The sequence below is a fragment of the Holophagales bacterium genome, from assembly GCA_016719485.1.
Taxonomy (GTDB): Bacteria; Acidobacteriota; Thermoanaerobaculia; order UBA5066; family UBA5066; genus UBA5066.
Map to the genome: position 1 here is coordinate 143,712 of JADJZB010000028.1, position 13,856 is coordinate 157,567.

Here is a 13,856-nt window from a genome sequence, read left to right on the forward strand (position 1 = left end):
CGGCGTCAGGGAGTTTTCGTGACGGGCGGCGTCCCTGGCCGGCCGAGCTTCTCGAACGGCACGTCGAGGAGCGGGTAGTCGCGCCAGTCCTTGAAGTCGAAGTGCCACCACTCCCACGGGTAGACGAAGAACCCCTCGCGTTCCATCGCGCCCCGGAGGAGGTCCCGCCGGTCGACCTGCTCCTTCGTTCCCCCCTCCCACGTCGCGTACGAGCGCGGGCTCATCTCGTCGTACCCGGCTCCCATGTCGGCGGCCTTGCCCGTGTCGAGGTGGTAGAGCGTGAGGTCGACCGAGCAGCCCCGGTTGTGGCGCGAGCCGCGCGCGGGGTTGGCGACGAAGAGCTTCTTGTCTTCGGGCGTCGCGTCCCAGAACGCCTTCGTCACCGCCCAGGGCCGGTAGCCGTCGAAGACCATCAGGCCGTAGCCCTTCCCGGCCAGGCTCCGGTGGACCCTCGCGACCGCCTCGGCGGCAGGACGCTGCAGGAACGCCCGGGCCTCCCCGTAAACCGGCCGCCCGAGGAAGTTGTCGCTCCGCGCGTAGCGGACGTCGAGCCGGACCCCGGGCTCGAGGGCCGTCAGCTCGACGAGGTCGGAGGCTCGAAAAGGCCCCGCCTCCACCGGAGGACCGGTCTGCGCGAGAACGGGAGCCGCGACGGCGAGCAGGAGCGCGGAAAGGAGGCGTCTCATCCTGCCGTCGATCCTAGCCCCGGATCGGGGTCACCGAGGACCGGGATCAGGTCTCGATTCTCCACTCCGGCCAGGTGTCGTCAGCCCTGCCCGAGCCTCTTCAGGACGAGGACCGTGAAGTCGTCGGCGTACTCGGCGGAGCCGCAGAACTCCGCCGTCGCCCTCACGACCTCCTCGATCAGCCTCCCGCTCGGCAGGTGACGCGACGCGCAGACGACCTCGGCGAGACGGTCGACGCCGAACTCGTTCCCTCCCGGCGCTTCCGCTTCCACGACCCCGTCCGTGAAGAGAACCAGCAGGTCGCCCGGCTCCACCGTGACCTCGCCGGCGAGGTACCGGGCTCCCGCGAGAAGGCCGAGGGGTGGCCCGCCGGTCGTCAGCTTCGAATAGCGTCCGTCCGCGCGGACGAGGAGCGGCGACGTGTGCCCGCAGTTGGCGTAGTCGAGAAGGCCGCTGGCCGCGTCGAGGACGCCGTAGACCGCCGTGACGTACTCCGTCGGCCCGACCCTCTCCCGCAGGAGGCGGTTTGCGGCGGCCGCCGTCCTCACCGGCTCGGGCTCCCCCTCTACCTGGGTCCGCAGGATGGCCCGGAACGTCGTGAGGGTCATCGCCGCGAGGCTCCCCTTCCCGGAGACGTCCGCGACGACGAGCCCCAGCTTCCCGTCGGCGAGCGGGATGTGGTCGTAGTAGTCGCCGCCGATCTCGTAGCGCGGCCGGGAGAAGCCCGCGGCGTCCCAGCCGGTGATGCCGGGCCAGGCCGCGGCGCCCGAAAGCTCGCGGGTCTCGAGCGCGAGCCTGAGCTGCTCTTCGAGCCGCTCCTTCTGGACGAAGAGCCGGTAGAGGATCGCCTTCTCGACGGCGATGGCGGCCGCGTCCGCGAAGAGGCGCAGCGTTTCCGCGTCCTCGTCGCCGTAGGCACCGGTCTCGTCGCTCTCGAGGTTCATCGCGCCGACGAGCCTTCCCCCCGCGTAGACCGGCACCGCCAGCTCCGACCGCGTCGCGGGGCGCCCCATCACGTACCTCGGGTCGAGGCGGACGTCGGGCGCCACGGCGGCCTCGCCCGTCTGGAGGGCGTGCCCGACGAGCCCCTGGCCCAGCGCGAGAAGCCGGTCGATGTCCGGAAGCGGCCCGTCGAAACCCCGCCGGACCGTCGCCGCGATCGTCCTCCACGAGAGTCCGTAGCCCGGAAAGACCTCCTCGCGGTTCAGGACGAAGATCCCGGCGGCGTCGTATCCGACGGCGGAGCGGAGCGTGTCCAGGAGCCGGCCGAGCACGTCGTCGAGATTGAGGGTCCCGTCGAGCTCGTGCGCAATCCGCACGAGGAGCCGGTTTCGCGCCTCCCCCGTCATCCCCCGCCCGGATCGGACCCCGCCGCTGGCCGCCGAGTCCACCGAAGGAGGCTATCACGGCAGGGGTCAGGTCTTGATTCTCGGTTCCTGAGATCCCGCGGGGCCCGGCGTCGTCGTAATCTCACGGTCCAGAGACACCATGCTCGCGCTCACACTCGCCCTCCTCCTCCCACACGCTGCGGCTCCGGCGACGGCTCCCCCCCCGACTCCCGTCCCCACGGCACGCCCGGCACCCGCACTCGGCCGGTCCACCGAGCCGGCCAGGGAGAAGACGCTGGCCGAGCACGCCGCGGAGATGAAGGCGAAGGGGACGCCGGCGAAGCAGGTCTCGTTCGACGACGTTCAGACCGTCGACCCGGCCGAAGCTGCGGAGCCGCCCGCCTCGCGCGGAGCCAGCACCTCGGGCGCGGCCTCCTCGAAGAAAGGTGGCAGAGCCGGGGACGGCGACGCTACGGCCGCCCAGGCCCAGCGCCGCATGGACCGCGCCGTCTCGAAGGGCCTCGCCGTACCCGAACGCACGACCAGCTCCCGTCGGGACAACGCACGCCGCGAGTGGGACGACGCCGCCGAGGCCTGCCGCAAGACGCCCGGCTGCGTCCCGCAGCACCGCGACGACGTCCGCTACGGCGAGAACAAGCCCCTGAAGACGGACCGCGAGCTGATCGACGACATCCGCAAGCGCGGCTTCTCCGAGCCGCACCCGCTCCCGAAATAGCCACGGGGTCAGGTCTTGATTTTCTATTCTACGAACGACGACCCTCTACGTTCCGGAACGCTCGATGCCGCGCCTCGACGGAAGACGAATGGCGGAAGCGTGTGGGAGTCGAACCCACCCGCCGCCCCTCGCGGAGCGTGCACGCTGGTTTTGAAGACCAGGGAGGCCACCGGACCCCTTGCGCTTCCGCGCCGGATTCTACGCGGAGAGGGGACGGCCGGCCGGTGACGCGCGTCCTGTTCGTCGAGGGGAAGGACGAAGCCGCGCTCCGGGCGTTCGCTCGGAGGCTCACGCTCCCCTGGCGACTCCTCGCCCGTCCCGAGCAGGGCCTGTTCCTCCTCGAGACGACCGATCCAGGCCGGGAGAACGAGCGCGCTGCGGCCGAGCTGGCGAACGCCCACGCCTGGACCTTCGACATCCTCGACGAGGAGTCCGGCGGCTAGACTCCGCTTCATGGCCGCAAACATTCCGCGCCGCGTCGTCGTCGGGGTCTCGGGCGCTTCGGGGATTCCCTACGCAAAGGACGTCCTCGAGACCCTCCGCCGCACGCCGGACGTCGAGGTCCACCTCGTCGCGACCGAGGGGGCACGGCGGGTGGCCGCGGACGAGCTCGGGATTCCGTTCGACGAGCTCGCCTCCCTCGCCGACGTCGTCCACCCGAACAAGGACATCGGCGCGGCGATCGCGTCCGGCTCCTTCCGCACGACGGGAATGGTCGTCGTCCCGTGCAGCGCGACGACCCTCTCGAAGGTGGCCTACGGCGTCTGCGACAACCTCCTGACCCGCGCGGCCTACGTCCACCTGAAGGAGCGGCGACCTCTCGTCCTCGTTCCGCGCGAGGCACCGCTGCCCCTCCCGACGCTCGAGGCGATGGTGAAGGCCGCCCAGGCCGGGGCGACGATCCTGCCCGCGTGCCCCGGCTTCTACACCCGGCCGAAGACGATCGACGACCTCCTCGGCTTCGTCACCCAGCGGATCCTCGATCTCCTCGGGATCGAAGCCGCCCGCGCCCCCCGCTGGAAAGAGGGCTGACCGGGCGGGATGGCGGCGCCCTCCGGCCACACCCTCCACGTCGGCGACTTCGCCGCGCTCGAGGTGCGGTTTCTCGACGAGATCAGATCCCTCAAGGCGGCCGACCCGCTTCGCCCCGTCGACGTCCTCGTCGGCTCCAATCTCCTGGGCGTCTACCTGAGGCGCCGAGCGGCTGAGGCGTTCGGCGGCATCGCCAACCTCCGCTTCCTCACGTTCCTCGACCTCGCCCGCGAGCGGCTCCGGGATCCCGACCCGCGGCCGCAGCTGCCGGCCCTCGGCGAAGCGCTCCTCACGCGCCGGGCGCTCCTCGACACGCCCGAAGGAGACGTCTTCGACGTCCTGCGCGAGCGCCCCTCGACCGCAGCCCTGCTCGCGCGGACGGCCGCCGACCTGCGCGGCGCCGGAATCGCCGCATCGGTCCTCAGGGACCTCGCCCCGAAGATCGCGCGCACCGGCGACCGTGCCGCATTCCTCGGAAAGGTCGCTCTGGTCCTCTGCCGCCTCGAGAGCCTCCGCAGCGCCTTCGCCGACGCAGACTCCGCGCTCGAGCGAGGTGCGCTCGAACGCGGACCGATCAATTCCGACCCCCTGCTCGTCTACGGCCTTTACGACCTGGGAGGCGTTCGCGAGGCGCTGCTGTCCGTCATCGCCAGGGAGCGGCCCGTCCTCGCTTTCGTTCCTTCGGACGGGGCCCCTGAAGAGGAGGGCGACGGCATCCCGCCGGTCCGGGCGGCCCTCTTCTCGGGGCTCCTGGGCGCAACCGCCCTGGACGCGGGCCCGACACCCGCGTCCTTCGAGACGGATGTCGTCGTCGCGCCGTCCGATCTCTCCGAGGCGCGCGAGGTCGTTCGCGAGATCCTGAGGGCCGTCGACGACGGCGTCCCGCTCTACCGGATTGCCGTCCTCGTCCGCGACCCGGTGCGGCAGGAACCCGCGATCGTGGCCGAGCTCACGCAGAGGAGGATCCCGTTCTTCCGGCCCGCCGGGATCGGCTTCTCCCGAACCCCGATGGGGCGCGCCGCCCTCGGCCTTCTCGAGCTTCAGGCAGGCGGCGTCGCATCCGAGCCCCTCCTCGCGCTCGTCGACGTCCTCGAGGCGCTCGGCCTTGCGGCTGCGGGCTCCCGCGCACGCGTCGCCCGTGCCCTCGTCGAGCTGCGCGCCCGCGGGGGCTGGGTTGACCTTCGGAAACGTCTTGGCGCTCGGCTCGCACGCCTCGCGCCGGAAGAGCCCGCCGAGGCCGAGGGGCGCCTCTCGCGGCGGGAAGCCCGTCTGCGGCTCGACCTCGCCGCCCTCGGCGCGGTGATCGACCTGCTCGATCCCGTCCTGCCCGACGCAACCCCGGCCTCGTGGGCCGCGTGGGGGCAGAGGCTGGCCGCGTCCTTCCAGACCCTTCTCGGAGGACTGCCCTCCATAGAGGAGCTGGCGAGTGCCGCCGCGCATCTCGAGAATCTCGAGAGGGTCGAGCCGGGCGCACTCGTCGCCGCGTCCGAGGTCCTTCCTCTTCTCGGACGAGCTCTCGAAGAGACTCCCGTCCGGCAGGGCCGGTTCGAGCGCGACGGTCTCGCCCTCCTCGCCCCCGTCTCCGCCCGCGGTCTCGCCTTCGACGTCGTCCTCGTCCCCGGGCTCGTCGAGCAGTCGTTCCCCCGCGTCGGACGGCCCGATCCGCTCCTCTTCGACGCGGAGCGTGCCGAGCTGTCGCGCCTCACGAGGCGGCCGCTCGCTCCGCGCACGGGCCCGCGCCACGCCAGGGAGGAGCGCTTTCTCTTCCACCTCGCCACGGGTGCCGCGCGACGCCGGCTCGTCCTCCTCGCCGCACGGCGCGAAGCCGCCACGGACCGGCCGCGCCTCCTCTCACCGTTCCTCGTCGACCTTCTCGAGGAGCGCGCCGGGCACCCCGTCTCCGAGCCGGATCTCGCCGACCCCGCCCTCGCGGACCGCCTCTCGGTGCGGTGGATCCGCCTGGGACGGCCGGCCACGGCCGAACCTCCGGTCGACAGCGAAGAGGCGCTCCGCCGCGCACTGGCGTTCTCTCCGCGGCTCGCCGCCGCCCTCCCCCCTGGCCTCGAGCCGCTCGAGCGGGCGCTCCGTCGGGGACGGGCCCGCGCCGAGCGCCGCTTCACGGAATACGAGGGGCGGCTCTCCCGCGCGCCGCGTCGGCTCCTCTTCGACGATCGCCCTCTCTCACCGAGCCGCCTCGAGCGGCTCGCCTCCTGCGCCTACCGGGCCTTCCTGATGGACGCCCTCGGCCTCTCCGCGCCCCAGGAGCCTCCCGACGAGCTCGTCCTGGACGGCCGGACCGTGGGCGAGCGCGCCCACGCGGCGCTGGAAACCCTGGCCACCGACGCGATGCGCACCGGCTCGTCCCTGGCGGACGTCCTGTCGTCGCGCGCGGACGACGAAGCAGGGCGGCAGATGAGACGCTTCTTCGCCGACTGGGAGTTGGACCTCCCGCCCGTCCTCGTGGAAGTGGCGACGGCACGGCTCGCCGGCCTCCTGCGCGCCGTCGCCGAGCTCGAAGGCCGAAGGAAGGACCCGCTCCCGCTCGCCGGGACCGAGGTCCGCTTCGGCCCTTCCGCGGTTGTCGAAGCCTCTGAGGGGGACGACCTCACCCCTGTCTCCCTCACCGGCCGAATCGACCGGCTCGACCGGGACGGCGCCGTGGCACGCGTCGTCGACTACAAGTTCAGCCGCCCGTCGCCCTTCGGAACGACGAACCGGAAGCGCTACCGGATCGCGGGAGGAGAGAAGGTCCAGCTCGCCGCGTACGCCCTGGCCGCACGGGCTCTGGGCGCTTCCTCCATCTCGTCCGAGTACCTCTTCGTCTACCCAGAGAAGGCCGGCGGCGAGCCCACGGCCGTCTCCGTCGCCTTCGACGCCGCCGCCACCGATGAGGCGGTCGGGTCCCTCGGCCGCGCGGTCGCCCTCCTCGACGCCACGATCCGGGCCGGGGACCTCCTTCCGCGCACCGCGTCGCTCTCGGCAGGCGACAGCCTCTGTTCCCAGTGCGACGTCGCGGCCGTCTGCGGCCCCGGTCACCGGCGGGTCTACGACTCCAAGCGCGCGGGCGAGTCCGCGTCCGACCCCGGCGCGCCCCTCCTCGCGCTCGAGGCGATCCCGTGACGCCGCTCGCGGACGCTGCCGCGCGGGCGACCGCCGTCACCGACGTCGAGCGGTCGCTCCTCGTCGAGGCCTCCGCGGGGACCGGCAAGACGAAGACCCTCATCGACCGGATCCTCCAGCTCGTCCTCGACGCCGGGGAGCCGCTCTCCTCGATCGCCGCGATGACCTTCACGGAGAAGGCCGCCGGCGAGATGAAGGAGCGGCTGAGGAAACGCATCGACGAGGAAGCGCAGGATGCGCGGGACCCGGTCCGCCGGGACCGCGCCGAGCGCGCGCGCCGAGACCTCGACAGTGCCGAGGTCTCCACGATCCACTCCTTCTGCTCGCGCCTCCTCCGCGAGAGGCCTGTCGAGTCGCGCGTCGACCCGGAGTTCGTCACTCCCGAGGACGGGGTCGCGCGGGAGCTCTTCGAGGAGGTCTTCTCGGCCTGGATCGACGAGGAGGCCCGCGCGAACGGCCCGGTCACCGAGGCCCTCCGCCTCGGCCTCGGCCCCGGGGCGCTCGGCGAGCTCGCCACGACGCTTCACGAGGAGAGGACGCTCGTCCTCTCCTGCCGGATCCCCGACGACCCTGTCCCGTACGTTCAGGTGGAGATCGAGAGCCTCGTTCGCGACGGCGATCGCCTCGTCGAAGAAGTCCCTTCCGACTTTCGCGATGACCCGAAGGTCCTCCTCCTCCGGTCGGCCCTGGACGAGGTCCGGTCGCTCCTCTCTCTCGGCCTCGAGGAGCTCGCGGCCTTCCGGCCCGTCACGACGATCGACTTCCGGCCCGGGAAGAAGGCGTTCTTCACGGGAGACTTCAAGACGGCCGCGAACGCGTTCCGCGACGAGTGGAAAGCCCTCTCGGCCCGCCTCGCATTCCTCCCAGCCGAGAGGCTTCTCGCGGCCGTCGCCGTCTCCGTGAGGGACGGCTTCCTGCCGCGCCTGGCGGCCGAGAAGGAGAGACGCGGCCTCCTCGACTTCGACGACCTGCTCCTGGCGGCGCGCAAGCTCCTCCGCGACTCCCGCGCGGCGCGCGAGCACTTCCAGGAGCGCTTTCCCCATCTCGTCGTCGACGAGTTCCAGGACACCGACCCCGTCCAGGCCGAGATCGTCCTGCGCCTCGCGGCGCCGCCGGGCGAGCAGGACCCCGAGAAATGGGACGACCTCGAGCCGGCACCGGGGGCACTCTTCCTCGTCGGCGACCCGAAACAGTCCATCTACCGGTTCCGACGGGCCGACGTCGAGACCTACCGCCGCGTCGCGGACGGGCTCGGCGCGAGCGCCCGCCTCTCCCTCGTGACGAACTTCCGTTCCGCACCTCGCATCCTCGACTTCGTGAACGGCATCTTCGACACGGTATTCGAGGGCGCCCAGGACGAGCCCTGGGAGGTCGCGAACGCGCCGCTCGTGCCGCGCCCCGAACCGGTCGACGACGCTCGGCCCGGGCAGGTCCTCTACCTCGCGACACCCGAGCTCCCGGCGAAGAGCGACGAGGAGGCGCCCGGGGCCGCCGGAAACGACGGCGACGAGGACGACTCCGCGGACGCGAAGGCCACGATCCAGGAGGCCCGGGCCGTGGCGAATCTCCTCCTCTCGCGCTTCTCTGCCGGGGGCTACCGGGGCGCGGCGGTCCTCCTCGGCTCCAACGACGCGATCGACCTCTTCCAGGACGTCTTCCGCGATGCGGGAATCCCGGCCGTACTCGACGGCGGCGTCAGCTTCTACAGGCGCGAGGAGACGGCCGCCGTCGTCGCCGCGCTCCGGGCCGTCGACGATCCGTCGGACTCCGTCGCCACCGTCGCGGCCCTCAAGTCCTTCCTCTTCGGCCTGACCGACGTCGAGCTCCTCGACGCTTCCGAGGCCGGCACGCGCTTCGACGAACCGGCAACGGCTCCGGCCGAAGGGCCCGTCGCCGCGGCGCTCGCGTGCCTCGGCTCGCTCCGTGCGCGCCGGCTCCACCGCCCCCTCGCCGAGACGCTCCTCGACCTGCTCACGACGCGCCGGGTCCTCGCCGCCGTCGAGAACGGAGCCGTCGTCAACGGCCTCCAGGCCTCGGCGAACCTCGACCGGCTCCTCGTCCTCGCCCGCGCCCTCGACGCCGAAGGGCTCCCCTTCCGGGAGGCCGTCGCGCGCCTCGGCCTTCGCCTCGAGGAGAAGGTCCCCGAGCCGCGGGCCTTCGAGGAGGACGACGACGCGGTGCGGCTCCTGACCCTCCACAAGGCCAAGGGGCTCGAGTTCGACACCGTCGTCGTCGCGGGACTCGGATTCCGGGACCGTGAGAAGGTCGCGTCCCGCCGAAGCCTCTTCTACGACCGGGCGGGAGGCACCCTCGCGCTCCGCCTCCCGGTTGCCGGACTTGTCGTCGGAACGCCCGGGCTGCGTTTCGTCGCGGCCGCGGACGAGCTGAGGCTGAGGGCGGAAGAGAAGCGGCTCCTCTACGTCGCACTCACCCGCGCGAAGAAGAACCTCGTGCTCTCCTGGTTTCGCCGGCGGCGGACGCTCAAGAGCGGCGACGTCTCGGACCCGATCGGCAAGAGCCTCCTCCGGCCGATCGCGTTCGCGGAGGGCCTTCCCGCCCGACTCGCGCCGCTCGTCGAGGTCGTCTCCCCCGACGTTTCCATCCCGCCCGCTCCTGCTGTCACCGCACCGTTGGACGCCGCCGTCGACCTCTCCGCCGTGATGGCCGCTGCCGAAGCGCGCCTCGGGCGGGCCCGTGCCACCGCCTCCCGCCCTCTCCGCCGGTCGGGCGAGAAGGACGGGCTCTGGCGACCCGGAGCGTCGCCCGGACCGGCCTCTCCCGAGGACCTCCCCTCCATCGAACGCAGCGAGGAGGTCCAGGCCCGCGCCGTGAGGCTCGGCTCGGCCGTGCACGAAGCGATGGAGCTCCTCCTCGACCCGGAGCGCGTCCCTCCCTCCTCCGCCGAGGATGCGGTCGCCGCCACGTTGCCCGCCCTCGATCCGGCCGGAGTGGCCGAGGCCGTCTCGCTCGTGGAGCGCCTCCTCGCCCACCCCGTCGTGGCCCGCGCCCGCGCCTCGCGCCGCCGCTTCGTCGAGCTGCCGGTCCTCTTCCGGGACGATGCGCTCGAGGGCTCACCCCTCGTCGAGGGAAAGATCGACCTCCTCTTCGAGGAAGACGACGGCTGGGTGGTCGTCGACTGGAAGACCGACAGGGTCTCGACGGCCGCCGCGCGCGCCGAGCGGGAAGCTCTCTACACCCCGCAGCTCGCGAGCTACGCCCGGGCCCTCACCGCCGTCCTCGGACCAGGCACGATCGTCAAGGAGATGGTCCTCGCCTTCGCCCGGGGCTGAAGGGCCTGAGAGCCTCAGCGGCCCGACGTCTCCTCCGGGAGCTTGCCCTGGTGCTTGATGACGAGCCCTTCGGCGATGAAGATCGTCTCCTCTGCGACGTTCGTCGCCAGGTCCGCGACGCGCTCGAGGTTCTTCGAGATCGACATGATCTCGATCGACCGGCTGATGAGCGCCGGGTTCTCGGCCATGTAGGTCAGGAGCTCGCGGATGAGCGAGAGGTTCTTGGCGTCGACGATGTCGTCGCGCAGGACGACGTCCTTGGCCAGCGCCGTGTCGCGCCGCACGAAGGCGTCGAGAGCGTCGCGCAGCATTCCGCGGACGACCTCGGCCATGTGCGGGATGTCGATCCACGGCTTGAAGGGCTTCGCCCCCGCGAGCCGCTCGGCCGCCTCTGCGATGTTCACCGCGTGGTCGCCGATCCGTTCGAGGTCCGCGTTGATCCGGACCGACGCGACGAGGAGCCGCAGGTCGCTCGCGACGGGCTGCTGCGTGGCGAGGAGGTGGATCATCGCCTCCTCGTTCTTCACCTCGAGGTCGTCTATGACCGCGTCCCGCTCGCAGACGCCGCGTGCCTTGCCGGCGTCACCTTCGATCAGGGCCTCGACGGCGACGCGAATCTGGCTCTCGACCTCCGCGCCCATGCCGATGAGCTGGCGGCGGAGCTGCTCGAGAAGCTCGGTGAAGTGCTCTTTCATGAGGCCTCCTTCAAGGCGGCGTCTGCGGCGGCGGGGAGCACGACCGTGAATCGGCTCCCGCGCAGCGGCTCGGATTCCACGCGGATCGCACCGCCGTGGAGGATGAGAAGGTGCTTCACGATGGCGAGCCCCAGCCCGGTCCCGGGCGTCGTCTTCGAGCGGGACGGGTCGACCCGGTAGAAACGCTGGAAGACCTTCGCCTGCTCGCTGGCGGGGATCCCGATGCCACGGTCGATCACGTGAACGAGGATCTCGGCGCCTGCCGACCCCTTCCGCTCCTCGGAGACCACCTCGACCCGGGCGCCGATCGGCGAGAACTTGACGGCGTTGTCGACGAGGTTCCGGAAGACCTGCGCGAGGCGCCGCCGGTCGCCCCTCACGCTCCGCCCGGTCCGCGCCTCGAGCGCCACCTCGACCTGCCGCGCGCGCGCGGGGCCCTCGAGGTCCTTCACGACGCCCGCGAGAAGCCCCTGAAGGGGGACGTCCTCGAGCTGGAGCGTGACCGCGCCCGATTCGATCTGCGAGAGGTCGGTGAGATCCGACACGAGGTCCTGCATCTGCCCCGCCTGCCGCTCGAGGATCGCGGCGAGGTGGTTCGCGGCCTCGTCCAGCGACTTCTCCTCGACGAGCGTCTCGGCCGCGGCCCGAATCGTGGCGAGGGGCGTCCTCAGCTCGTGGGAGACGTCGGAGACGAACTGCCGGCGCATCTGCTCGGTCCGCTCGCGCTCGGTCACGTCCCGCGCGACTCCGATCGCCGCCGGCTCCCCGTCGGCGTGCGTTCCGGGCACCGCCCGCGCCGCCACCTCCAGGAGCCGCTCGCCTCCTTCGCGCCCCTCCACCTTGAGGACGATCGGCGACGACACCTCGTCTCCTGCGCCTCCCGCGCTGATCAGCGAGCGGAAGAGCCCGAGGACCTGAGGGTCCCGTACGACATCGTGCAGAGCGGGGCACGAGGCGTCCGGCGGAACGCCGAAAAGGAGGCGGGCCGCAGGGTTGACGTCGAGGAGGGCCAGCGAGCGGTCGACGACGACGAGCCCGACCGGTACCTCCTCGAAGACGGAGCGGGCCAGGACGCGTGCCTTCTCGCTCCCCTCCCGCTCCCGGGCCACGAGGTCGGCGAAGCGGTGGAGCGCGTGGAACACCGACTCCGTCTCCGGGGAAAGCCCGCGCCATTCCTGGGGCCGCGTCCCGGTGGCCGCCGTGGCGACGCCTTCGCGCACCCGGTCCAGCTCCCGCATCCTCCGCAGCCGGATCACGAAGAAGACCGTCGCCACGAGCGCCCCTGCGAGGAACGCGCGGGGCTCCAGCCCCACCACCCCGACCGTGATGACGCCGAGGACGAGGGCCTCGAGCGCCGGGCGGGCCCGCCTCGGAACGGCCGGCTTCACGTGGGGAACCTGTACCCGACTCCGACGACCGTTTCCACGACGTCGTCCCCGATCTTCTTCCGCAGGGAACGGATGTGGACGTCGACCGTGCGCGTCTCGACGTCGGCGGCGTAGTCCCACAGGCGCGAGAGGATCGTCTCGCGGCTCACGACCCGGCCGCCGCTCTTGATGAGGAGCCAGAGGAGATCGAATTCCTTCTTCGTGAGGTGGATCGCGCGACCCTCTCTCTCCACGAGATGGCGCGACCGGTCGACGCGGAGCCGCCCGTCGTCGAACGCGTCGTCGGCCGTTGCCCCGGCGCCCCCCGCGCGCCGCAGGTGGGCGACGATCCGGGCGACGAGCTCCTTCATCGAGAAGGGCTTCGTGACGTAGTCGTCGGCCCCCAGGTCGAAGCCGAGGAGCTTGTCGCGCTCCTCCGCCCGGGCCGTCAGCATCAGGATCGGCACGCGGCGCGTCGTCTCGTGGCGCCGCAGCTCGCGGCAGATCGTCAGGCCGTCGACGTCGGGAAGGTTGAGGTCGAGGAGGACGAGGTCCGGAGGCCGTTCCGTCATCTCGTCGAGGGCGACGAGCCCGCCGGCGTACCGCACCGGGTCGAACCGGCCGTCCTTCCGGAGGCTGTAGAGGAGGGTGAACGCGAGGTCCTCGTCGTCCTCGACGAGGGCGATCCGCCAGCGGGCCGGAGTTGCTCCAGCCGCATCCGTCCCCTTCACCTCCGGGGCGCTCGCCATTAACCGAACCTCCCCGTAATGTAGTCCTCGGTCATCTTCTGCTTCGGGCGCGTGAAGATCACGTCGGTCTTGTCGAACTCGACGAGCTTGCCGAGCATGAAGAAGCCGGTCTCTTCCGAGACGCGCGCGGCCTGCTGCATGTTGTGCGTCACGATGACGATCGTGAACCGTTCCTTGAGGCTGAAGATCAGCTCCTCGATCTTCGCGGTCGCGATCGGGTCGAGAGCCGAGCAGGGCTCGTCCATCAGGACGACCTCGGGCTCGACGGCGAGAGCCCGCGCGATGCAGAGGCGCTGCATCTGGCCGCCGGAGAGCGAGAGGGCGCTGTCGTCCAGCCGGTCCTTCACCTCGTCCCAGAGCGCGGCCCCCTTGAGCGCCACCTCGCACGCATCGCGCAGGCGCGTCCGGTTCCTCTCCCCCTGGATCCTCAGGCCGTAGACGACGTTCTCGAAGATCGACTTCGGGAACGGGTTCGACTTCTGGAAGACCATCCCGAGGCGCTTGCGAACGTCCACGACGTCCACGTCGGAGCCGTAGAGGTCCTCCCCGTTCACCCGGAGCGATCCCTCGACACGGACGCCGTCGATCAGGTCGTTCATCCGGTTCAGGCACCTGAGCAGCGTCGACTTCCCGCACCCGGACGGCCCGATGAAGGCCGTCACCGACCGCTCCCTCACCTTGAGGTCGATGTCGAACAGGGCCTGCTTGGCGCCGTACCAGAAGTTGAACTTCCGGAGTTCGATGAGGGCCGGATCTCCGGTCGCAGCGGTCTCGGGCTGCGGGGAGGTCCGGGTCTCGATCGCGAGGGCGGGCGTCGGTGCGGTCATGATCTGCGCTTCCATGATGACGGATC

Annotated in this window: 11 protein-coding genes and 1 tRNA gene; 5 read left to right on the top strand and 7 right to left on the bottom strand. The window is 71.5% G+C overall.

Annotated elements, in window-relative coordinates:
- Nucleotides 1-5 precede the first annotated feature (5 nt).
- Together IPN03_19445 and IPN03_19450 are read right to left on the bottom strand one after the other, a co-directional pair.
- Entirely contained in the window at nt 6-686 is a 681-nt protein-coding gene (locus IPN03_19445; GenBank protein MBK9375826.1) for a M15 family metallopeptidase, read from the bottom strand.
- Between the two features lie 80 nt (nt 687-766).
- Nucleotides 767-2,077, bottom strand: a complete 1,311-nt coding sequence (locus tag IPN03_19450) for a SpoIIE family protein phosphatase (GenBank protein ID MBK9375827.1) — start codon at nt 2,075-2,077, stop codon at nt 767-769.
- A gap of 97 nt (nt 2,078-2,174) precedes the next feature.
- Between IPN03_19450 and IPN03_19455 the strand changes: the two genes are divergently transcribed.
- Nucleotides 2,175-2,750, top strand: coding sequence for a hypothetical protein (locus tag IPN03_19455; protein MBK9375828.1), 576 nt, complete (start codon nt 2,175-2,177; stop codon nt 2,748-2,750).
- Between the two features lie 89 nt (nt 2,751-2,839).
- On the opposite strand, the gene IPN03_19460 is transcribed toward IPN03_19455, so the two are convergent.
- A tRNA-Sec gene (locus IPN03_19460) sits at nt 2,840-2,938 on the bottom strand.
- 36 nt (nt 2,939-2,974) lie between these two features.
- On the opposite strand from IPN03_19460, the gene IPN03_19465 reads away from it, so the two are divergent.
- From IPN03_19465 to IPN03_19480, 4 genes are read left to right on the top strand one after another with little or no spacing between them, the layout of a single operon-like run.
- A complete protein-coding gene (locus IPN03_19465) occupies nt 2,975-3,193 on the top strand; it encodes a hypothetical protein (protein MBK9375829.1) in 219 nt (72 codons plus the stop codon).
- A 10-nt stretch (nt 3,194-3,203) separates the two neighbouring features.
- Nucleotides 3,204-3,782 carry a UbiX family flavin prenyltransferase gene (locus IPN03_19470; GenBank protein MBK9375830.1) on the top strand — a complete coding sequence of 193 codons (579 nt, stop codon included), beginning with the start codon at nt 3,204-3,206 and terminating at the stop codon, nt 3,780-3,782.
- 9 nt (nt 3,783-3,791) lie between these two features.
- Nucleotides 3,792-6,902, top strand: coding sequence for a PD-(D/E)XK nuclease family protein (locus IPN03_19475; protein ID MBK9375831.1), 3,111 nt, complete (start codon nt 3,792-3,794; stop codon nt 6,900-6,902).
- Complete coding sequence (locus IPN03_19480) at nt 6,899-10,192, top strand: UvrD-helicase domain-containing protein (protein MBK9375832.1); 3,294 nt, start codon at nt 6,899-6,901, stop codon at nt 10,190-10,192. The genes IPN03_19475 and IPN03_19480 overlap by 4 nt, the downstream gene beginning before the upstream one ends.
- Before the next feature lie 14 nt (nt 10,193-10,206).
- On the opposite strand, the gene phoU is transcribed toward IPN03_19480, so the two are convergent.
- The 4 genes from phoU to pstB are packed head-to-tail and all read right to left on the bottom strand — an operon-like array spanning nt 10,207 to nt 13,845.
- Nucleotides 10,207-10,887 carry a phosphate signaling complex protein PhoU gene (gene phoU, locus IPN03_19485; GenBank protein MBK9375833.1) on the bottom strand — a complete coding sequence of 227 codons (681 nt, stop codon included), beginning with the start codon at nt 10,885-10,887 and terminating at the stop codon, nt 10,207-10,209.
- Nucleotides 10,884-12,275: a PAS domain S-box protein gene (locus tag IPN03_19490; GenBank protein MBK9375834.1), complete on the bottom strand. Its 1,392-nt coding sequence runs from the start codon at nt 12,273-12,275 to the stop codon at nt 10,884-10,886. The genes phoU and IPN03_19490 overlap by 4 nt, the downstream gene beginning before the upstream one ends.
- On the bottom strand, nt 12,272-13,003 hold the full coding sequence (locus IPN03_19495; GenBank protein ID MBK9375835.1) for a response regulator transcription factor: 732 nt from the start codon (nt 13,001-13,003) through the stop codon (nt 12,272-12,274). Before IPN03_19495 ends, IPN03_19490 begins: the two co-directional genes overlap by 4 nt.
- Complete coding sequence (pstB, locus tag IPN03_19500; protein ID MBK9375836.1) at nt 13,003-13,845, bottom strand: phosphate ABC transporter ATP-binding protein; 843 nt, start codon at nt 13,843-13,845, stop codon at nt 13,003-13,005. The genes IPN03_19495 and pstB overlap by 1 nt, the downstream gene beginning before the upstream one ends.
- Between the last annotated feature and the right edge of the window lie 11 nt (nt 13,846-13,856).